This window comes from Streptomyces lunaelactis (assembly GCF_003054555.1).
GTDB lineage: Bacteria > Actinomycetota > Actinomycetes > Streptomycetales > Streptomycetaceae > Streptomyces > Streptomyces lunaelactis.
Genome location: NZ_CP026304.1, coordinates 4163082 through 4183611, shown reverse-complemented (window position 1 = coordinate 4183611; position 20530 = coordinate 4163082). Strand labels below are relative to the sequence as shown.

Genomic DNA, 20530 nt, shown 5'->3' with positions numbered 1-20530 from the left:
TCATGTTGCGTCTCGCGGTACGCATGGCAGCACACCGGATCGCCGCGCTGCTGGCCGTGGCCTGTGCGGTGCTCGGTGGCGCGGCGCTGATCACCGGCACCGGAGTGCTGGCCGAGTCCGGACTCCGCTCCCACCTGCCGGCCGGCCGGCTCGCGCATTCGGACGTCGTGGTCTCCGCCGACCAGAACTTCCACCCGCCCGAGGACCTGCCGATCGCGCTCCCGGAGCGCGGCAGGGTCCCGGACCGGCTGGTCGGCCGGTTGGCGAAACTGCCGGGCGTCACCACTGCGGTCGGCGACATCAGCTTCCCCGCCGCCCTCGTGGATGCCAAGGGCCAGGTCGTACCGACCGAGGATCCCCGGACGGCAGGGCACGGCTGGTCCTCGACCGGGCTGCTGAAGGACCCGGGCATCGACGGCGGGAAGCCGGCCGGCCCCGGCGAGATAGCCGTGGACAACGCCATGGCCGCCGCCGCGGGAGTACGGGTGGGAGACACGGTCAAGGTCGTCGCGGCCGGCAGGTCCGCCGCCGAGTACCGCGTTTCGGCGGTGGTCTCCGCGCCCGGCGCCGGAATCCTCTTCGCCGACCCGACAGCCGCGCGGCTGGCCGGCCGGGACAGCGGCCCCCGTGCCGGGACCGTCGACCTGATCAGCCTCCGTACCGCGGCCGGAGCCGACGACACAGTCGCCGCCGCCGTACGTGACCGGGTGAAGGGCACAGGTCTTGTGGTGGCCACCGGCACGGACCGGGGTGACATCGCTTCGCCCGGTACGGGTTCGGCGCGGTCCCTGCTGATCCTGCTCGCCGGCTCGCTGGCCGGGATCATCCTGCTGATCACCGGGTTCGTGATGGCGAGCGCGCTGGCCGTGTCGATCGCCGGGCAGCGACGCGACCTGGCGCTGATGCGGGCCGTCGGTGCGACCCCGAAGCAGATCCGCCGGCTCGCCGCCGGGCAGGCCACCGTCGTCGCGGCCCTGGCCGCCGTGCCCGGCGTGGCTCTCGGCTACCTGCTGGCCGGGCAGTTCCGGCGGATGCTGGTCGAACGCGGGGTCCTCCCGGACGAACTGCCGCTGAGCATCAGCCCGTTGCCCGCCGTCGCCACCCTCCTCCTGCTGGCCGCCGTCGTCCAGGTGTCGGCCCGGGGCGCCGCCTGGCGTACGTCCCGCATGCAGGCCACCGAGGCGGTCGCCGAATCGCGCAGCGAACCGCGAACCCCGTCGAAGATCCGTACCAGCATCGGTCTGCTGGTCATCGCCGCCGCGACCACCCTCTCGGTCGCCCCGCTCCTCTCCCGGACCGTGATCGGCGCGACGGCCACCTCCCTCTCGGGCATCATCGGCGCGATCGGCCTGGCCATGGTCGGCCCCGCCCTGATCCGCGGTGCCGGCGACAACCTGGCCCGCCGCATGCGGCCCGGCACCTCAGCGCCGACCTGGCTGGCGGTGTCCAACGTCCGCGGCTACGCCCTGCGTATCGCCGGGGTCGTCAGCGCCCTCGCCATGGCGGTGGTGTTCGTCATGACCTACACCTTCGCCCAGACCACCGTAATGGCCGCCACCTCGGACGACACCCGCGCCGGCACCCTCGCCCAGCAGCGCGTGAGCGCGCCGGGACTCGGCGGACTGCCCGCCGACGCGCTCACCGCCGTACGGAACACCTCCGGCGTACGGGCGGCGGCCCCGGTCAGCGACACCACCGTGGTGTGGTCCTACAAACAATTCGGTGAGAGCGCGGTCGAAGCCGGCTCCGCGATGATCCTCACCCCGGAGGCGCAGTCCGTCCTCGACCTCGATGTACGGGACGGCAGCCTGACCCGCCTCACCGGGAAAACCGTCGCCGTCAGCAGCGAGGCCGCCCGGTCACGCGATGCGGAACTGGGCAGCAGCGTGCGCCTGATCCTCGGCGACGGCACCCCCGTCGACGCCCGGGTCGTCGCCGTCTATGACCGCGGCCTCGGCTTCGGCCCGGTCGTGCTCTCCCACGACCTCGCGGCCGGGCACACCACCGCGGGACTCGACCAGAGCATCCTCGTCCGCACCGACGGCACCGCCACGGCCGATCGCGGCCTCGCCGCTCTCGCCGCGTCCCGTCCCGGCCTGGCAGTCGAAGCCACCGACACCGGATCCGGCGACGGCCTGAGCGACGCCCCGCCCGAGGTGTGGATCAACCTGGCCACGATCGTGGTGCTGCTCGGCTACCTCCTGCTCAGCATCGCCAACAAGATCGTCGCCACCACCGCTCAGCGCCGGAACGAGATAGCCGCACTCCGTCTCATCGGCACCACGCCCCGTCAGATCCGAGGCATGATGCGCCGCGAGGCCGCGGTGATCGCCGCCGCCGCGCTGACCACGGGCCTCGCGCTGTCCGCGGTCCCCCTCGCTCTCCTGGGGATGGGTTTCCTCAATCAGCCCTGGCCCGCGGGTCCGGTCTGGCTGCTGCCGGCCACGGTCCTCACGATCACCGCGACGGCCTTCATCACCATCGAACTCCCCACGCGACAGGCACTGCGCACGGCACCCGCTCACGCACTCGCCAACCGTGAGTAGCTGAGATGGAGTACGAGTCCCGCGAAGTCACACGTCGCGACGGGCGAAGAACCGATGGGCCAGCAGCGCCGGACCCGCGCCCCACGCCACCAGGACCAGCAGCCCGTACGGCGCGTCCAGGGCGCTGGGGAAGGTCAGCTGGTCACCCAGCATGCTCAGCGCCACCCTCATCGGCTTCCTGCTCTACCTGTTCAACCTGGGCGGCCCCATCCTGTCGCTGGTTTCCGGGACCACCGCCCTCCAGCAGGGCCTCGGTGCGCTCGCCCGTATCGAGGAGGTCCGGGAAATGGAGACCGAGGACGACGTGGACCTGACGCCGGCCCGCCCACCGGCCCGCCGCCGGAAGTGGTCGTGGAGAACCTGGAGTTCGCCTACCAGGGCCGTACGCCTAACCTGAGGGCTCGACACCGAAGTGGGCTCGCGCGGTCTCGCCCTGTCCGGCGGCGAACGGCAACGGCTCGCCATCGCCCGCGCGTTGCTCCGCGAACCGCAGGTACTCCTGCTGGACGAGGTCACGGCACACCTGGACGGTCTCAGCGAGCTCGCCCTGCGCAAGACCGTCGAGCAGGCCGCCGAGAACTGCACGGTGCTGCTGATCGCGCACCGGCTCTCCACCGTGGCGTCCGCCGACCAGCTGATCCTCTTCGACGACGGCCGGGTGGGCGACCACGGCGCGCACCGGGAGCTGCTGGAGAGGAACGATCTCTACCGCGAGCTGACCGCGACGCAGCTGGCCTCGGCCCGCTGAGGAGCCCCCCCCCGCACACCGCACGTGACGAACCGCAGGTTCTGACCGCACTGAAGGACTTGACTCATGAACGACGCAGACCGAACCCCCATCGAGGACACGCGCTTCGGCGAGATCACCGTCCGGCAGGACGGTCAGGACCGCCTCGAGGTCGAAGGCGAGGGGATCCCCCGCGTGACCCTGGAGCGCGACCCCGAGTCGGAAGTGGACCCGCAGACCGCCATCGGCACGCGTGACCCGGCCCACCTCACGATGCGGATCGACGGCCGGGAAGTCGAGCTGAAGCCGGCGAAGGGCGGCCTGCGCAGGCGTTCGTACCGGGTGGACGTGGAGTACGAGGGAGTCGGCTACCGCCTGGTCCCGGACTCCGTTCCCAGCAGCCGGCTGACCCGGGACGGGGTGCACATCGGTGATTTCTCCTCCGACGGCGACGAGATGGTCATAGCCGAATGGAAGGAGGGCGCGGAGATCCGCCCGGTGGACGCCTCGATCGGATACGCCCTGTCGTCGGCCTTCGGTACGGGCGGGCAGCCCATGTGGATGATGATCGCCGACGGCGTGAGCAGCGCGCTCCCCTAGACCCGGACTTCGCGGGTCGTTGATTCGGATCTGCCCCGGTGGTTCCAGCGGGTCTCACTGGTGCCGTATCAGTGAACGCACCTGGCTCGGACGTGAGTTGCTCGGCAATGGAGGGCGGCGCGAGGGCAGGAACCTTGCCTGGCGGGTCATCGACCCGGGTGCCTCCGCACCACCGCGAACGGTGGGGCCCTTCAACGTATTGCCCGGTGAGGTGCTAACTGGCGAACGGCCCCGGACGGGGGTGAATGCAATCAGAACTGCAACCACTGCTCGACTACTTACGGCCCTCCTGGCCGTACCACTGGAGGGGTTGGCCGGTTACTGCGGCGATGCATTCGAAGTCGTGGTCACAGTGCAGGAGGGTGAGACCCTGCAACTCGGCAGTCGCGGCGACGACGAGATCCACTGCACCGGCGCTACGGTGCTTGCCTTGCTTGGTGAGGGCCTCCTGGACCTGCCAGGCCCGGTCGTAGGCGCGGTCGTCGACCGGGACCCAGCCGAAGATCAGCCGGACGTCCTCGATGCCGCGTGCCCGGTCGGCGGCCGATCGGGCGCTGTAGAAGAACTCCAGCTCCGTGATGGGGCACGTGGCGATCAGGCCGGCGGCCGCTGCCTGGTCCCAGCCGTACTGCTCCGCGTTGCCCCGCATGAAGCGGGCGAGGGCGCTGGTGTCAATCAGGTAGAGAGCGGCGTTCACCGTCGGTAGTTCCGCTTGTCCTCGAAGAGTGTCAGGTCGAACGCGCCTTCGTCGGCCGCGGCGCGTAGGCGAGTCAGAGCCAGCGCACGCCGCCTGTTCTCCAGTACCTCGCGCAGGGCCGTGTTGACCGTCTCCTTCTTGGTGCTGGTCCCCAGGGCCTTGGCTACGTCTGCGACCAGCTCGTCATCGAGGTCGATCACCGTCCGGCTCATTGTGCACCTTCCTTATATCAACTATGGAGACAACTATATCTCTCATGGTTCACCCGTGCCATGGGATGGATGGGCTCGGGCCGCGTCTGCGGGGCCATGACGGCATCACGCTGTGGATGCGTACGGGTCGGGCTCGGGTGAGGTCACAGGTGCGGCCCGCAAACGGGCAGCCAGGGCTGCCAGGTCCACGGGCACTGAGGTCCGATCCGCGCCGGAGCCCGGACGGCGCGGACGAGCGGAGCGGCCGGGCGCTCGTTGAGCGGGGACCGGGGTGGCATGCCGGTGCTGGGCTTGTCCGACCCGCGACGAGGCCGTCCCCACGGTGTGACTGGCCGCGTGTCATCACGAGGGAAGGCATCGGCTGCGCCGCGGAGCACTGACCGTTGTGCGCCTCACCCGTCCTTTGGGCCAAGGCCGGTAAGCGCGGCTCCCAGTCGACGTGCACCCTCGGTCAGCTCGGCGTGATCGGCGGTCGCGGCGAACCCGATACGCAGGTGAGCTGCCGGCGGCTCGGTGGCGAAGTAACGACTGCCGGCGCTCACGGCGACGCCGCGTTGCCGGGCGGCGCTGGTGAGGACGGTGTCGTCCACGCCCGGCGGCAGGCGAACCCACAGGTGCAGTCCGCCCGTAGGCAGCCCGGCCAAGGTCGCACCCGGGATCTCCCGCGTGACCGCGGCGGCCAGCACGGCGCACCGCTCCCGCAGCTCCGTACCGAGAGAGCGGACGTGCCGCTCCCAGGAGGGGGAGCTGAGCACCTCCAGCGCGGTCTCCTGGAGCGGGCGCGTGACGAAGAAGTCGTCGACCAGGCGCACCGCCCGCATGCGCTCCATGACCGGTCCGCGGGCCACCAGCGCCCCGATCCGCAGGCTCGGTGCGGCGGGCTTGGTGAGTGAGGTGACGTGGACGACCGTGCCGTCGCGGTCGTCGGCGACCAGCGGCCGCGGTACGGCGCCGCCGTGTCCCAGGTGCCGTGCGAAGTCGTCCTCGAGCACGAACGCGCCCGAGGCGCGCGCCACATCGAGGATCTGGCGGCGCCGTTCGGGCGTGAGTACGGTGCCGGTCGGGTTCTGGTAGGTCGGCTGGCAGTACAGCAGTCGCGCGCCGGTCATCGCGAACGCGTCGGCCAGCATTTCGGGCCGCAGGCCGTCGGCGTCGAGCGGCACTGGAACGGGCCGCAGCCCCGCGGCGCGAGCGGCGGCCAGGGCCCGGGGATAGGTGGGGGACTCCACCAGAACCGGGCTGCCGGGCCCGGCGATGGCTCGGAACGCGATCGACAGGGCGCTCTGCCCGCCGGCGGTGACCAGCACGTCCTCCGGCGCCACGCTGCCGCCGACGATCCGGGCGAACACGGTGCGCAGCGCCATCAGGCCGCCGGCCGGGGCGCGGTCCCAGGCGTCCGGACGGCGTGCCGCCCGCGCAAGCGCCGCGCTCAGGGCCCGGGCGGGCTGGAGCGAGCGGTGCACGTAGCCGCCGTCCAGCGTGATCGTCCCGGCCGGTGGCGGGCCGAGCGGGTCGGCGATCAGGTGGGTGTCGACGGCGCGGTCGGTGAGGGCGACCGTCTGCCAGTCGGTATCCGTGTCGCCGCCGACCGCGTCGCGGAGCCGGCCCAGCTGCGCCGCGAACGTCCCACTGCCCGGACGGGTCACCACCGCGCCCTCGGCGGCCAGGGCGGCGATGGCCCGTGCCACGGTCGCCGGGCCGACCCGGTACTCCTTGACCAGCTCCCGGCTGCTCGGCAGCCGGTCGCCGGGCGACAGCCGGGAGACCAGGGCACGGAGGCTGTCGGCCAACTCCCCAGAAGTGCTACTGTCATTCATGATAGACAACAGTAGCGCTTCTGGTCCTGGTCGGGAAGCACTTCGGCTGGACGTCGCCGCTCTGCGGGCCGACACCCCGGGGTGCCGCCAGGTGATCCACTTCAACAACGCGGGCTGCGGGCTGCTGGCAGCGCCCGTGACGGACGCGATGATCGGCCATCTGAACCTCGAAGCCCGGATGGGCGGTTACGAGGCATCGGCGGCCCGAGCCGCCGAAGTCCGCGAGTTCTACACGGAGATCGCCGCCCTCATCAACACGACGCCCGACAACATCGCCTTCGCGGGCAGCGCCACCCACGCCTACGCCAACGCCCTGTCCTCGATCCCGTTCGAGACCGACGACGTCATCCTCACCACCCGCGACGACTTCGTCTCCAACCAGATCGCCTTCCTCTCCCTGCGCAAGCGCTTCGGCGTGCGCATCGTCCACGCGCCCAACACCCCGGAGGGCGGGGTCGACGTGGAGGCGATGGCAGCGCTGATGCGGACCCACCGCCCCCGCCTGGTGTCCGCCACCCACGTCCCCACCAACTCGGGCCTCGTCTCGCCCGTCGCCGAAATCGGCCGTCACTGCCGGGAGCTGGACCTGCTCTACCTGGTCGACGCCTGCCAGTCGTTGGGCCAGTTCGTCATAGACGTGGAGGAGATCGGCTGCGACTTCCTCACCGCCACCTGCCGCAAGTTCCTCCGCGGCCCGCGCGGCTCCGGATTCCTGTACGTATCCGATCGCGTCCTGCGCGCGGGCTACGAACCGCTGTTCATCGACATGCACGGGGCCCGCTGGACGGAGCCGGGCGGCTACGAGCCCGTAGCGACGGCGGCCCGGTTCGAGGAGTGGGAGTTCCCGTACGCCACGGTGCTCGGCAGCGCCGCCGCGACGCGCTATGCCCGCAAGGTCGGCATCGAGGCCATCGAGCAGCGCACCCCGGCGCTCGCGGCCCGGCTGCGCGACCGGCTCGCACCGATCCCGGGGGTGCGCGTGCTCGACCGCGGCCCGCGTCTTGCCGCGCTCGTCACGTTCGGCATAGCGGGCTGGCAGCCGCAGCTGTTCAAGGCGGCCATGGACGCCCGCGGCATCAACTCGGCGCTCAGCCTCCGTGAGTTCGCACAGTTCGACTTCGGGGACAAGGACGTCGACTGGTGCCTGCGCCTGTCGCCGCACTACTACAACACCGAGGAGGAAGTGGACCACGTCGCGGACGCGGTCGCGGACCTCGCCGGCCAGGGACGGCGATGACCGCCACGCGGACACGCACCGAGGAGCCGTCCACGGAAAGCCTTTGGCGCAACGGCGACTTCCTCAAATTCTGGCTCGGCGAGACCCTCTCGCTCCTCGGCACCCAGGTCACGAACCTCGCCCTGCCGCTGACCGCGATCACCACCTTCAACGCCACCGACGAGCAGGTCGGCATCCTGCGGTTCCTGCAGCTCGTCCCGTATCTCGGGCTCGCCCTGGTCTTCGGGGTATGGGTGGACCGGGCCCGCCGGCGACGGATCATGCTCGGCGCCAACCTCGTCCGGATGGTCCTGCTGGCCCTCGTCCCCGTCCTGTACTGGACGGACGTGCTCGGCATGGGCTCGCTGCTGGTGATCGCCTGCGCCGTCGGCGTCGCCTCGGTGCTGTTCGACGTGAGCTGGATGTCGTACGTACCCACTCTCGTACGCGACCCCAAGCACTATGTCGAAGCCGGCGCCAAGATGGGGATGAGCTCATCGGCGGCCGATGTGGCAGGGCCCGGGCTCGCGGGTGTCCTGGTCGGCGCCCTCACCGCGCCCGTGGCACTGATCGTCGACGCCTTCTCCTATCTGGTGTCCCTGGTCTCGCTGCTGCTCATCCGCACGCCCGAGACCCGTCCCGAACCGCCCGCCGCACGGCGGCACCTGCCGACCGAACTCCGGGACGGCCTGCGCCTGGTGCTGAAGAACCCGGTCCTGCGGTCGCTGGCCCTGATCGGGTTCTGCTGCAACTTCTCCATGATCACCGTATGGACGATGTTCCTGCTGTACGGAACACGCGATCTGCACCTGGACTCGACGACTCTCGGCGGCATCTTCGCCACTGCCTCCGTGGGCGGTCTGATCGGCGCGGCGATCTCCCGCAAGGTCATCCGGCGCTTCCGGCTCGGCCTTGTCTATCTCGTCGCCCAGGCGGCCCTCCTCATCGGCCCGATGCTGATCGTGCTGGCCACCGGCCCCCGGCCGGTGATGGTGGGGATGTTCGTCCTCTCCTTCTTCACCACCTACCTCGGACTCGGTGTCGCCGGCGTCATCATCGTCAGCCTGCGCCAGACCAGTACCCCGCAGTCGATGATGGGCCGGATGACGGCGGTCTTCCGCACCTTGCTGTTCGGCGGCGGTGCACTCGGTGGCCTGTTCGCGGGCCTGCTGTCCGGCCGGATCGGCGCCCGGGGAGCATTGACCGTGGCGGCGATCGGCTCCGCCGCCGTGCTGATCGCGCTTGTCTTGTCGCCGGTGAGCCGACTAAGTGGCCTGCCGTCGGCACCGGAAGAGCCCGTCACGGCGGCAGCGGACGGGCAGGCCGCCGGCTGAAACGGAGAACGCCGAAGGGCCCCACCGCAAGCGGTGGGGCCCTTCAACGTATTGCCCGGTGAGAGCAATGGCGGAGGATACGAGATTCGAACTCGTGAGGGGTTGCCCCCAACACGCTTTCCAAGCGTGCGCCCTAGGCCACTAGGCGAATCCTCCGCCGCAAACAATACAAGACGTTGAGGAGTGCTGGCGAACTCGTTCCCACCCCCTGCCATCAGGTACCCTGTGCGGAGCCCCTCACGTGGCGCTATCTGACTGAACTCCCCCAGGGCCGGAAGGCAGCAAGGGTAGGTCGGCTCTGGCGGGTGCGTGAGGGGCGCTTACGTTTGCGGGTGCGGGGCGCGATCTTGGCGCGGCACCCCGGCACCCGGCACCCGGCACCCCGGCACTTGGGCCCGCGCGCGGGCTTCGGCGCCGGACCCCGGCGCGCGGCGTCGCTTGTCAGTGGGCCCCGATAACCTCGTAGGCGTGTCGTCCCTTGCGCTGTACCGCCGCTATCGCCCCGAGTCGTTCGCCGAGGTCATCGGGCAGGAGCATGTCACTGACCCGCTGCAGCAGGCCCTGCGGAACAACCGGGTCAATCACGCGTATCTGTTCAGCGGGCCGCGCGGCTGCGGAAAGACGACCAGTGCGCGCATTCTCGCCCGCTGTCTGAACTGTGAGCAGGGGCCCACGCCGACGCCGTGCGGCGAGTGCCAGTCCTGCCAGGACCTTGCCAGGAACGGGCCGGGGTCGATCGACGTCATCGAGATCGACGCCGCTTCGCACGGTGGTGTGGACGACGCGCGTGATCTTCGGGAGAAGGCCTTCTTTGGGCCGGCCGGCAGCCGATACAAGATCTACATCATCGACGAGGCGCACATGGTCACCCCGCAGGGCTTCAACGCCCTGCTGAAGGTGGTCGAAGAGCCGCCGGAGCACCTCAAGTTCATCTTCGCGACCACCGAGCCCGAGAAGGTCATCGGCACCATCCGGTCGCGTACGCACCACTATCCGTTCCGGCTGGTGCCCCCGGGGACGCTCCGCGAGTACCTGGGCGAGGTGTGCGGCAAGGAGAACATCCCGGTCGCCGACGGCGTGCTGCCGCTCGTCGTGCGGGCCGGCGGCGGGTCCGTGCGTGACTCGATGTCCGTAATGGACCAGCTGCTGGCGGGCGCGGCCGAGGAGGGTGTGACGTACGCCATGGCCACCGCCCTCCTCGGGTACACGGACGGCTCGCTGCTCGACGCGATCGTGGAAGCCTTCGCCGCGGGCGACGGGGCCGCGGCCTTCGACGTCGTGAACACGGTGATCGAAGGCGGCAACGACCCGCGGCGCTTCGTCGCCGATCTGCTGGAGCGGCTGCGGGACCTGGTGATCCTGGCCGCCGTGCCGGACGCGGGGACCACCGGGCTCATCGACGCACCCGCCGACGTGGTCGAGCGGATGCAGGCCCAGGCGTCCGTCTTCGGTGCGGCCGAGCTGAGCCGGGCAGCCGATCTGGTCAACACCGGGCTCACGGAGATGCGCGGCGCCACCTCGCCGAGGCTGCAGCTCGAGCTGATCTGTGCGCGCGTGCTGCTGCCCGCGGCCTTCGACGACGAGCGGTCGACGCAGGCCCGGCTGGACCGCCTGGAGCGGGGGGCGACGTTCTCGACCGGGGGCTCCGGGCCCGCGATGGGGTACGTCCCCGGGCCGGAGGCCCAGGCGCACGCGCCCGTACCGCCGGTGCCGCAGGGCGGGGGACCCGTCGCGGCTCGGGCGGCGGCCGGGGCACCCGCGGCCGAAGCGCCCACCGCACCGACGCCCGCGCAGACCGCTCCGGCACCGGCACCCGTGGTGGAGCCCGTGGACCAGCCGCAGGCCGGCCAGCGACCCGGAGCCTGGCCCGCCGCGGCCGCGCCGGAAGCCGGTCGGCGTCCCGGCGGCTGGCCCACCGCGTCGGCCCCGGGCCAGGGCGGCGGTCAGCCGCCTGCGTCCCAGCCCGCCGCGCCCGCCCCCACGCCCGCAGCCGCCGCGCCCGCCCCCGCCGTGCCGAGCGCCGGCATGGTCCAAGGCGCCGTACAGGTGCGGAACATGTGGCCGGACATCCTCGAGGCAGTCAAGAACCGCCGCCGCTTCACCTGGATCCTCCTCAGTCAGAACGCGCAGGTCGCGGGGTTCGACGGCACCACACTCCAGCTCGGCTTCATCAACGCCGGCGCCCGGGACAACTTCGCGAGCAGCGGCAGCGAGGAGGTGCTGAAGCAGGCACTCTCCGAGCAGTTCAGCGTGCAGTGGAAGGTCGAGGCGATCATCGATCCCTCGGGCGGCACGGGCGGTCCCTCGGGTGGCACGGGCGGTACGGGCGGCCCCGGCGGCGGTCCTTCCGGCGGCTCCGGCGGCTCCCAGCCTCCGGGCGGTGGCGGCTTCGGCGGCGGGCGGGCCCAAGCGGCCCCGCCCGGCCGCCCCGCCCCGCTCCTCCCCGGCCGCTCCCGGTCCGCCCCGCCCGCAGTCCCCTCGCCCGAGCCCCCGAGACCGGCCCAGGCACACACACCGCCCCCGGTCGCCCCCGAGGACGACGTACCGGAAGAGGACGACCCCGACCTCGTCGACTCGGCGCTCTCCGGTCACGACCTGATCGTTCGCGAGCTCGGCGCCACGGTCGTGGAGGAATACACGAACGAATAGGGGAGGGTCGCTCGGAGGCCCGTACAAGAGCGGACGGCCGCGGCGGTTAGGCTGGCTGCCGTGAAGGTCCTCGTCATCGGCGGCGGCGCCCGCGAACACGCCCTGTGCCGCTCTCTCTCCCTCGACCCCGACGTCACCGCTGTGCACTGCGCGCCCGGAAACGCCGGCATCGGCGAGGTCGCCCAGCTGCACCCGGTCGACGCGCTGGACGGCGCTGCCGTGGCGCGGCTCGCCACCGAACTGGCGGCCGAGCTCGTCGTCGTCGGCCCCGAGGCGCCGCTCGTCGCCGGGGTCGCCGACGCCGTACGGTCCGCGGGCATCCCCTGCTTCGGCCCCTCCCGGGAGGCCGCCGAGCTGGAGGGCTCCAAGGCCTTCGCCAAGGACGTGATGGCGGCGGCCGGAGTGCCCACGGGCCGCAGCTATGTCTGTACGACCCCCGAGGAGATCGACGAGGCCCTCGACGCCTTCGGCGCTCCGTACGTGGTCAAGGACGACGGCCTTGCCGCGGGCAAGGGCGTCGTCGTCACCCACGACCTCGCCGCCGCCCGCGAGCACGCGCTCGCCTGCGGCCGCGTCGTCATCGAGGAGTTCCTCGACGGCCCCGAGGTCTCCCTCTTCGCCATCACCGACGGCGAGACGGTCCTCCCGCTCACCCCCGCCCAGGACTTCAAGCGCGCCCTCGACGGCGACGAGGGCCCCAACACCGGCGGCATGGGCGCGTACTCCCCGCTCCCGTGGGCCGACCCCAAGCTGGTCGACGAGGTCATGGCCACCGTCCTGCAGCCCACCGTCGACGAGATGCACCGCCGTGGCACGCCGTTCGCCGGGCTGCTGTACGCGGGCCTCGCGATCACCTCGCGCGGCGTACGGGTCATCGAGTTCAACGCCCGCTTCGGCGACCCGGAGACCCAGGTGGTCCTGGCCCGGCTGCGGACCCCGCTCGCGAGCGTGCTGCTCAACGCCGCCCAGGGCTCCCTCGACCTCGAGCCGCCGCTGCGGTGGCGCGAGGACGCGGCCGTGACTGTGGTCGTCGCCTCGCACAACTACCCGGACACCCCGCGCACCGGCGACCCGATCGAGGGTCTGGACGAGGTCGCGGACAAGGACGCGCCCCATGCGTACGTCCTGCACGCCGGGACGAAGCATGCGGGCGACGCGATCGTGAGCGCCGGCGGCCGGGTACTTTCGGTCACCGCGACCGGCAAGGACCTGGCGCAGGCCCGCGAGCGGGTGTACAAGGCGGTGGCCCGGATCCGGCTGGACGGCTCGCAGCACCGTACGGACATCGCACGCAAGGCCGCCGGGGAGTGAACCCCTAGGCCCGTAAATCCGTCATCACCTTTGCCCAAAGCCATTCCATCGAGTGACGGCTGACCCATCCGGATGACGCCTGCCAAAGCCCCAACTAGGGTGCGGCGCAGGCGTTCCGGCACTTGGCCCACCGGCATTGCGATGTCGGTGGCGGGTGCCACAGTGGGGGAGTGAGCAACACCGTCGCAGGGCAGAGGGGGTGAGTCCGGCCGTGTCCGGTACCGGAAGCGGTGAGTCGATGGGCGCGCTGGCAGCGCGCTCCCGGGCTCTCGCCGTACTGCGCATCCGCAGCAGGGCGCTGGCCGTGGCGCTGCTGCCCGCGGCCGTCGCCGTCGTGCTGCTCGCGGGCGGTGCCATGGGGCGCATGGGCGGCGGGAGCTGGGACACGGCGCGCTGGATCGTGACCGTCTTGGCGGTGGTCGTGCTGCTGCTCGCCGCGGCCGTCGCGGCCGTGATCGTACGGGCCAGTCCGGCGCTCAGCCCGACCGTGGAGCTCTCCGAGCGGGCCGCCCCCGATCTGTACCGGCTGGTGCGGGATCTGGCCGAGCGCCTCAATGTGCCCGCGCCCTCCGCGCTCGCGCTCACACCCGACTGCGACAGCTGGCTCGAGGACCGTACGCACCCGGCCCACGCGATACCGGGCGGGCCCAGGCGCCGGTCGGCCGAGGCGCCCGTGCTGGTCATCGGCTCGCCCTTCCTGTGGTGGATGCGGGTCGCCGAGCTGCGGGCGGTGCTCGCGCCGGTCGTCGCCGGGACCGCGCCCTCCGCCCACCCCGACATAGCCGCGGCGCGCCGCTTCGTACGGGGTCTGGACGCCGCGGTCGCGGTGGCCGCGCACCGGCAGGGGCTGATACGCAGGCTCGCGCTCGGTTTCGTCGGCCGCATCGCCCGGCTGCTGCTGCGCGGCTGCCAGGTGCATGCCTCCGAGATGGAACGAGGAGTCGCGGCCGCCGCATCCGAGCGTGCACAGGCTGTGGACTACGGTCTGCGGATCGTCGCCCAGGAGCAGGTGGGCCTCGCCTACGCAGGCTGGGACCGGCTGCTGACCAGGGTCGCGCTGCCCGCCTGGCGCATGGGCCGCTGGCCCTCACGGCTGGACGCGGGGGTCGTCTCGGCCCTGACCGAGCTCTCCCGGCGCGACCGTCTCGCCGAGGGCTTCGCCTCCCGGCTGGGCGAGCGCCCCGCCTGCGATCTGCTCGAGGAGCCGGGCACGATCGACGAGGCCGCTTCGCTGCTGGCCGCCCGGCTCTTTCACGGCGGACCGGCCGAGCCCGGCCCCGACTGGTCCCCGGTGGACTGGCAGCAGTACCCGGAAGAGGTCGTGGACCGTAAGTGGCGTACGGAAGCGGCCCGCCTCCACCGGGTGCTCGACGATCTGGGCGTACCGCCTTCGACCGGGCCCGAGGGCCCGACGCTCGCGCGGGTGATGGACCACCTCTCCGGCGGGAGCACTGGCACCCCCACCCGCACCGAAAGCGGCACCGGCACCGACACTGGCGACAGCCTGGCGGCGGGGATCAGCGCGGAGGTCGCCCGCGAGGAGGCGGCGGCCCCGCCGGTCCCGCAGAGCCCGCCGGACGCTCCGAGTGGCTGGGGATCGGACCCGCTCCCCCTGTTCCCGCTGCAGCCGCCGCGTACCGGCCGCGAGCTGCTCGCCGACCATGTCACCGCGATGGTCTGTTGCGCCGCGGTCGACACGGCGGGCGCGGCCCCCGGCCTCGACTGGCTGGACGGACCGGCGCTCCTGATCCACGGCGAACGCCGCACGGACCTGGCCGCCCGCGTGCTGAGCCTGGTCGAGGACGCGGACGCGACCCCCCTGCGCGGCTGGCTCACCTCCCTGGGCATCCGCCCCGAGAAGCCGGTCCGCCTGGTGTAGCCGGCCCGCCCCCAGCGGAACCACCCGTTCCGCTTTGCTTTAATTCGCGACGAACAGTGACGGACCGCGTGCGTTATGTGATGTGCTGGAGACCGGCGCTGAACAGTCGGCGCAGCACAGTTGGTCCCGGGGCACCGAAAGAGGGCGCGGCATGGGGGCGGAGCAGATCCGGCGATGGGAATCGGGCGCCCTCGCCCACGCGGTCACGGACCCCTTCGGGCAGGGCCCGCTCCCCTGGCTGCGCGGCAGCGAGCACTACTTCGACGACACCGGCCAGGTTGTCCCCTGGTACGCCGACCCGGCCCTGGCCGGCGGCCGCTCCGGCGGGCCCCGTACCGCCGACGACGTACGCCGCCAGATCAAGGGCTTCGCGTCCACCGGCGCGGCCGCCCCCGGCGAGGCGATCGACTTCCACATCACCGTGGACCCGCCCCAGCAGTTCTCCGTCGACATCTACCGCATCGGGCACTACGCGGGCGACGGAGCCAGCAAGATCACCACCAGCCCCCGCCTCCCGGGCATCGTCCAGCCGCCCCCGCTCACCGCCGACCGCACGGTCTCCTGCCATCACTGGTGGCTCTCCTGGCGGCTGCAGATCCCCTCGTACTGGTCGGTCGGGGCGTACGTCGCGGTGCTCACCACCCGCGACGGCTACCGCTCCCACATCCCCTTCACGGTCCGCGACGACCACCCCGCCGACCTCCTCCTGCTCCTCCCCGACGTCACCTGGCAGGCGTACAACCTCTACCCGGAGGACGGCCGCACCGGCGCCAGCCTCTACCACGCCTGGGACGAGCGGGGCCGGTTGCTCGGTGAGGAGGACGCCGCCATCACGGTCTCCTTCGACCGCCCGTACGCGGGCGCGGGACTGCCCCTCCATGTGGGCCACGCCTACGACTTCATCCGCTGGGCCGAGCGCTACGGCTACGACATCGCCTACGCCGACACCCGCGACCTCCATGCCGGCCGCGTCGACCCCACCCGCTACCGCGGACTGGTCTTCCCCGGCCACGACGAGTACTGGTCCGCCCCGATGCGCCGCTCCGTCGAGCTCGCCCGCGAGCACGGAACTTCGCTCGTCTTCCTCTCCGCCAACACGATGTACTGGCAGGTCGAACTCGCCCCTTCGCCCTCCGGCGTCCCCGACCGTCTCCTCACCTGCCGCAAGCGCCGCTGCGCCGGTAAGTCGGCGCTCTGGCGCGACATGGACCGGGCCGAGCAGCAGCTGATGGGCATCCAGTACGCGGGACGGGTTCCCGAGCCGCACCCCCTGGTCGTACGGAACGCGGATCACTGGCTCTGGGAGGCGACCGGCGCCGGCGAGGGCGACGAGATCCCCGGTCTGGTCGCGGGCGAGGCCGACCGCTACTTCCCGCGCACCGCGCTTCCCGAGCACCAGGGCAGGATCCTGCTCGCCCACTCCCCTTACCAGGACGGCGAAGGCGCGGTCCGCCACCAGGAGACCTCCCTCTACCGGGCCCCCTCCGGCGCCCTGGTCTTCGCGTCCGGCACCTTCGCCTGGTCCCCGGCGCTGGACCGGCCCGGCCATGTCGACACCCGCGTCCAGCGGGCGACCGCGAATCTGCTCGACCGCATCTGCAAACGGGACTGAGCGGCCCCGGGGAAGTCCGGGCGGCGTCGCGGGCCGATGGCTGTCGCCTGGCTGCGTTGTCGTCAGTCGCCGACGCTCCGCGTGGACTCCTTCCTCCGCCTTGCCAGACTCGGCCCTCGACCCGCTCCTTCACCCACCCGGACTTCCCCGACACCGCTTAGTGCCGCATCTGCAAACGCGATTGGTGCGGCCAGGACCGACCTGGACCCCCTGACCGGGCCCGCCCTCCCCCCATACGGGAGAATCGAGGCGATCAGACAGAACCACGGGAGGAACCGTGTCCGGATTCGTCGAAAAGCCCGAGCCGCTTCAGGTGCCGGGCCTGGTACATCTGCACACCGGCAAGGTGCGCGACCTGTACCAGAACGAGGCGGGCGATCTCGTGATGGTCGCCAGCGACCGCATCTCCGCCTACGACTGGGTGCTGCCCACCGAGATCCCCGACAAGGGCCGGGTCCTCACCCAGCTGTCGCTGTGGTGGTTCGAGCGTCTCGAGGACCTCGTCCCGAACCACGTCATCTCCACCGAGCTGCCCGCCGGCGCCCCCGCCGACTGGGCCGGCCGCACCCTCGTCTGCAAGTCCCTGCGCATGGTCCCGGTCGAGTGCGTCGCCCGCGGTTACCTCACCGGCTCGGGCCTCGCCGAGTACAACGAGACCCGTACCGTCTGCGGGCTCGCGCTGCCCGAGGGCCTCTCCGACGGCTCCGAGCTCCCCGCCCCGATCTTCACGCCCGCCACCAAGGCGGCCGTCGGTGACCACGACGAGAACGTCAGTTACGAGGAAGTGGCCCGCCAGGTCGGCGCCGAGACCGCCGCCCAGCTGCGCCAGACCACCCTCGCCGTCTACGGCCGGGCCCGCGACATCGCACGCGAGCGCGGCATCATCCTCGCGGACACCAAGTTCGAGTTCGGCTTCGAGGGGGACGAGCTCATCATCGCCGACGAGGTGCTGACCCCGGACTCCTCGCGCTTCTGGCCGGCCGCCACCTGGGAGCCGGGCCGCGCCCAGCCCTCGTACGACAAGCAGTACGTCCGCGACTGGCTGACCTCGCCCGCCTCCGGGTGGGACCGCAGGAGTGAACAGCCGCCGCCGGCTCTCCCGCAGGAGATCGTGGACGCGACCCGCGCCAAGTACCTCGAGGCGTACGAGCTGCTGACCGGCACCACCTGGCAGTAGACGCACGAAGAAGGCCCCGGTCGTGATGACCGGGGCCTTCTTTGCCGAGCGGACGACCAGGTTCGAACTGGCGACCTCAACCTTGGCAAGGTTGCGCTCTACCAACTGAGCTACGTCCGCATGCGCCGTAGCGCGAAGACCACTATACCCAACCTCGCTCGCGTGCGAGACGCACCGCCGTATGGCGATTCTCGGCCCCCAGCTTGGAGGCGGCCGACGAGAGGTAGTTCCGCACGGTCCCCGGCGACAGCGAGGCCCGCTCCGCGATCTCCGCGATCGGCGCCCCGTCCGCCGCCAGTTCCAGCACCTCGGCCTCCCGGAGGGTCAGCGGAGAGTCCCCGGCGGAGATCGCATCGGCCGCCAACTCCGGGTCCACATAGCGGTTTCCGGCGTGCACAGTACGGATGATCTCCGCCAGCCGCCGGGCGCTGACCGTCTTCGGGACGAAGCCCCGCACGCCCGCTGCCAGCGCTCTCTTCAGGTGCCCGGGCCGTCCGTGGCTGGTCACGATCATCGTCCGGCATTCGGGCAGTTCCGCTCGTAGAGATGTGGCCACACTCACACCGTCCGGGGCGGGCATCTGAAGATCGAGGACCGCGACATCGGGCCGGTGCGCCCGCGCCATGGCGAGGGCCTCGGTCCCCGACGCGGCCTCGGCGACCACTACGAGATCGTCTTCGAGGGCGAGCAGCGCGGCCAGTGCGCCGCGGATCAGATGCTCGTCATCGGCGAGCAGTACCCGTACGGTCACACCGCCTCCTCCATGTCCTGTCCCGCCTGCTGTCCCAGCGGAACGCGGGCGGTCAGACGGAACCGCCCGCCCCGCGCCGGTCCTGCCTCGAGCGTGCCGTCCACGGCGGACAGCCGCTCCCGCAGGCCCGCCAGGCCCGAGCCCGGGGTGCCGGCTGCCGCCTCGGCCGCCCCGTCGTTCTCGACGACCAGCACCACCGTGTCGTCCGCGGTGCGCAGCGATATCGTGCAGCGCCGCGCGTCCCCGTGCCGCAGCACGTTCGTCGTGGCCTCCCGGACCACCCAGCCCAGCGCCGACTGGACGCCGACGGGCAGCTCCGCGTCCCCGGACCGGACCGTGCAGCTGATCCCGGCTGCCGCCAAGACGCCCCACGCACCGGCCAGTTCCACGCTCAGGTCCGCCTCCCGGTAGCCACGCACCACGTCCCGCACCTCTCGCTGCGACTCCTGGGCGATGCGCTGGACCTCGGTCATCTGGTCGACCGCCTCCGGCCGCCCGCGCCGCGCCAGCTGCACCGCCAGCTCGCTCTTCAGCGCGATCACGGCGAGATTCCGGCCCATCACGTCGTGCAGATCGCGGCCGAAGCGCAGCCGCTCCTCCGCGACCGCAAGCCGCGCCTGTACGTCACGCGCCTCCCGCAGCTTCCACATCACCGCCAGCACCCACATGGACCAGCGGGCCGTGAAGGCCATCCACCCGTTCGCGAAGCCGGTGGTCACGACGGTGAACAGCACCTCATCGGCCGTGCGGCCGGTCAGCGAAACCATCCCGCACACCACGACCAGCACCACGAGCTGGATCAGGGTCGTGGTCCGGTTGCTTACGAGCAGACTGTGGACGGCCAGGAACGGCGCCAGCGCCGCCGCAAGCATCGTCGGCAGCAGCCCGGTCAGATCGGCCGTCGCCGCCAGCACCACCACGGCGGTCGTCGCCCCGGCCGTGACCGCGGCCGCCCATGAGACCAGCCTCCGGGGCACCTGCCCCTGCCCCAGATAGGCGTCCATCGCGTGCCGGGCCAGCCGCCCGCAGAGCACCCCCTCCGCGAGGGCCAGCAGCGAGGCGGTCACGACCAGGACCAGCTGCCCGTCCCCGCGGACCGGCCGGCCCAGCAGCAGCAAGGTCAGCCCGAGAACCCCCACCCACACGATCAGATGGACCGTGCCGCGCGTGTAGAGGTCCACCTTGGCAAGCCCGCTGCGACTGCTCCAGCCCTTCACCCGCACAGGCATCCCCTCAGTCAGCGGCGCGGCTCCCAGCGGAACCAACGCTGAACAGCAAACACCGAGATCGCGGTCCAGGCCAGCGTCGTCAGGGCGGCACCCAGCAGGTCCCCGGAGTCGGCCCCGCCCAGCCATCCGGCCCGGACGAGCGTCATCACCCCGGTCAGGGGCAGCAGTTCGCACACCGACGCGACCTTCTCCGGCATCACCTCCAGGGGTACGAAGAGACCGGAGCCCGCCATCGAGATCAGGAACATCGGCATGGTGGTGATCTGCACGCTCTCCACGGTCCGGGTCACCGCAGACGTCGCAGCCGCCAGTACGGTCAGCAGCACTATCCCCAACACCACGCCCAGCACGAGCAGTTCGGGCCGCTCCGGCGCCCCCAGGTGCAGGAGCGCGACCCCCGCCACCACCAGCAGGACGCACTGCGCGAGGGCGAGACCGGCGGCGGGCAGTGCCGTCCCGACGAGGATCTCGCGGTCCGGCACCTCCCCTGTACGCAGCCGCTTGAGCACCAGCTCCTCGCGCCGGGCAACATAGGCCGAGACGAGGTTGAGATGGACGACAAGGATCAGCACCATGCCGATCCCGCCGGTCATCGCCGCCTCGGCGGCGCTCATCCCGGCCTGGTCGGGATCCATCTGGTCCAGCGACGACTTCGTCCCCACCACCATCGCCCCGGGCATCAGCAGCGCCACGCAGAGTGCGGTCCGGTTGCGCAGGAGAAGAGTCAGTTCGGCCCGCCCGAGAGCGGTCAGCCGTCCGGCCGTCGCAGTCAT

General features: G+C 71.8%; 17 protein-coding genes, 2 tRNA genes, 1 other RNA gene and 1 pseudogene. 12 read left to right on the top strand and 9 right to left on the bottom strand.

Going from position 1 to position 20530, the window contains the following annotated elements; genetic code table 11:
* The first annotated feature begins 2 nt into the window (after positions 1-2).
* On the top strand, positions 3-2546 hold the full coding sequence (locus tag SLUN_RS19080) for an FtsX-like permease family protein (protein WP_108149771.1): 2544 nt from the start codon (positions 3-5) through the stop codon (positions 2544-2546).
* A 27-nt stretch (positions 2547-2573) separates the two neighbouring features.
* Here SLUN_RS19080 and SLUN_RS41310 read toward each other — a convergent pair whose 3' ends face one another.
* A complete protein-coding gene (locus tag SLUN_RS41310; RefSeq protein ID WP_257153761.1) occupies positions 2574-2699 on the bottom strand; it encodes a hypothetical protein in 126 nt (41 codons plus the stop codon).
* On the opposite strand from SLUN_RS41310, the gene SLUN_RS42620 reads away from it, so the two are divergent.
* From SLUN_RS42620 to SLUN_RS19065, 3 genes and pseudogenes are all read left to right on the top strand, one after another.
* Positions 2698-2943 (top strand): ABC transporter ATP-binding protein, encoded by a 246-nt coding sequence (locus SLUN_RS42620; protein ID WP_108149769.1) that lies wholly within the window; start codon positions 2698-2700, stop codon positions 2941-2943. The genes SLUN_RS41310 and SLUN_RS42620 overlap by 2 nt on opposite strands.
* A pseudogene (locus SLUN_RS42615) lies at positions 2944-3294 on the top strand (ATP-binding cassette domain-containing protein); the annotation flags it as partial.
* A 66-nt stretch (positions 3295-3360) separates the two neighbouring features.
* Positions 3361-3873: a hypothetical protein gene (locus SLUN_RS19065; RefSeq protein WP_108149765.1), complete on the top strand. Its 513-nt coding sequence runs from the start codon at positions 3361-3363 to the stop codon at positions 3871-3873.
* Between the two features lie 274 nt (positions 3874-4147).
* On the opposite strand, the gene SLUN_RS19060 is transcribed toward SLUN_RS19065, so the two are convergent.
* The 3 genes from SLUN_RS19060 to SLUN_RS19050 form a co-directional block, all read right to left on the bottom strand.
* Entirely contained in the window at positions 4148-4570 is a 423-nt protein-coding gene (locus tag SLUN_RS19060) for a PIN domain nuclease (protein WP_108149763.1), read from the bottom strand.
* Entirely contained in the window at positions 4567-4782 is a 216-nt protein-coding gene (locus SLUN_RS19055) for a type II toxin-antitoxin system VapB family antitoxin (protein WP_079428878.1), read from the bottom strand. The genes SLUN_RS19060 and SLUN_RS19055 overlap by 4 nt, the downstream gene beginning before the upstream one ends.
* Before the next feature lie 392 nt (positions 4783-5174).
* Positions 5175-6599, bottom strand: coding sequence for an aminotransferase-like domain-containing protein (locus tag SLUN_RS19050; RefSeq protein ID WP_108149761.1), 1425 nt, complete (start codon positions 6597-6599; stop codon positions 5175-5177).
* On the opposite strand from SLUN_RS19050, the gene SLUN_RS19045 reads away from it, so the two are divergent.
* The gene (locus tag SLUN_RS19045) at positions 6598-7836 is read left to right on the top strand and encodes an aminotransferase class V-fold PLP-dependent enzyme (RefSeq protein ID WP_108149759.1); all 1239 of its coding nucleotides are present in this window, start codon (positions 6598-6600) and stop codon (positions 7834-7836) included. The two genes, SLUN_RS19050 and SLUN_RS19045, sit on opposite strands and share 2 nt — an antisense overlap.
* A complete protein-coding gene (locus SLUN_RS19040; protein WP_108149757.1) occupies positions 7833-9149 on the top strand; it encodes an MFS transporter in 1317 nt (438 codons plus the stop codon). The genes SLUN_RS19045 and SLUN_RS19040 overlap by 4 nt, the downstream gene beginning before the upstream one ends.
* Positions 9150-9217: 68 nt before the next feature.
* On the opposite strand, the gene SLUN_RS19035 is transcribed toward SLUN_RS19040, so the two are convergent.
* Positions 9218-9305, bottom strand: a tRNA-Ser gene (locus tag SLUN_RS19035).
* A gap of 72 nt (positions 9306-9377) precedes the next feature.
* Here SLUN_RS19035 and ffs point away from each other — a divergent pair.
* From ffs to SLUN_RS19005, 6 genes are all read left to right on the top strand, one after another.
* Positions 9378-9476, top strand: an RNA gene (gene ffs, locus SLUN_RS19030) — signal recognition particle sRNA small type.
* 141 nt (positions 9477-9617) lie between these two features.
* Positions 9618-11798, top strand: coding sequence for a DNA polymerase III subunit gamma and tau (locus SLUN_RS19025; RefSeq protein WP_108149755.1), 2181 nt, complete (start codon positions 9618-9620; stop codon positions 11796-11798).
* A 60-nt stretch (positions 11799-11858) separates the two neighbouring features.
* Positions 11859-13109 carry a phosphoribosylamine--glycine ligase gene (gene purD / locus SLUN_RS19020; protein WP_108149753.1) on the top strand — a complete coding sequence of 417 codons (1251 nt, stop codon included), beginning with the start codon at positions 11859-11861 and terminating at the stop codon, positions 13107-13109.
* A gap of 211 nt (positions 13110-13320) precedes the next feature.
* Entirely contained in the window at positions 13321-14988 is a 1668-nt protein-coding gene (locus tag SLUN_RS19015; RefSeq protein ID WP_108149751.1) for a M48 family metalloprotease, read from the top strand.
* Positions 14989-15139: 151 nt separating this feature from the next.
* Positions 15140-16600, top strand: coding sequence for a N,N-dimethylformamidase beta subunit family domain-containing protein (locus SLUN_RS19010; protein WP_108149749.1), 1461 nt, complete (start codon positions 15140-15142; stop codon positions 16598-16600).
* A gap of 277 nt (positions 16601-16877) precedes the next feature.
* Positions 16878-17777 carry a phosphoribosylaminoimidazolesuccinocarboxamide synthase gene (locus SLUN_RS19005; RefSeq protein ID WP_108149747.1) on the top strand — a complete coding sequence of 300 codons (900 nt, stop codon included), beginning with the start codon at positions 16878-16880 and terminating at the stop codon, positions 17775-17777.
* A gap of 47 nt (positions 17778-17824) precedes the next feature.
* Here SLUN_RS19005 and SLUN_RS19000 read toward each other — a convergent pair.
* The 4 genes from SLUN_RS19000 to SLUN_RS18985 all read right to left on the bottom strand — a co-directional run bounded on the left by SLUN_RS19000 (position 17825) and on the right by SLUN_RS18985 (position 20530).
* A tRNA-Gly gene (locus tag SLUN_RS19000) sits at positions 17825-17897 on the bottom strand.
* Between the two features lie 22 nt (positions 17898-17919).
* Positions 17920-18528, bottom strand: a complete 609-nt coding sequence (locus SLUN_RS18995) for a response regulator transcription factor (RefSeq protein WP_108149744.1) — start codon at positions 18526-18528, stop codon at positions 17920-17922.
* The gene (locus tag SLUN_RS18990; protein ID WP_108149742.1) at positions 18525-19757 is read right to left on the bottom strand and encodes a sensor histidine kinase; all 1233 of its coding nucleotides are present in this window, start codon (positions 19755-19757) and stop codon (positions 18525-18527) included. The genes SLUN_RS18995 and SLUN_RS18990 overlap by 4 nt, the downstream gene beginning before the upstream one ends.
* A gap of 8 nt (positions 19758-19765) precedes the next feature.
* Positions 19766-20530, bottom strand: coding sequence for an ABC transporter permease (locus tag SLUN_RS18985; protein WP_108149740.1), 765 nt, complete (start codon positions 20528-20530; stop codon positions 19766-19768).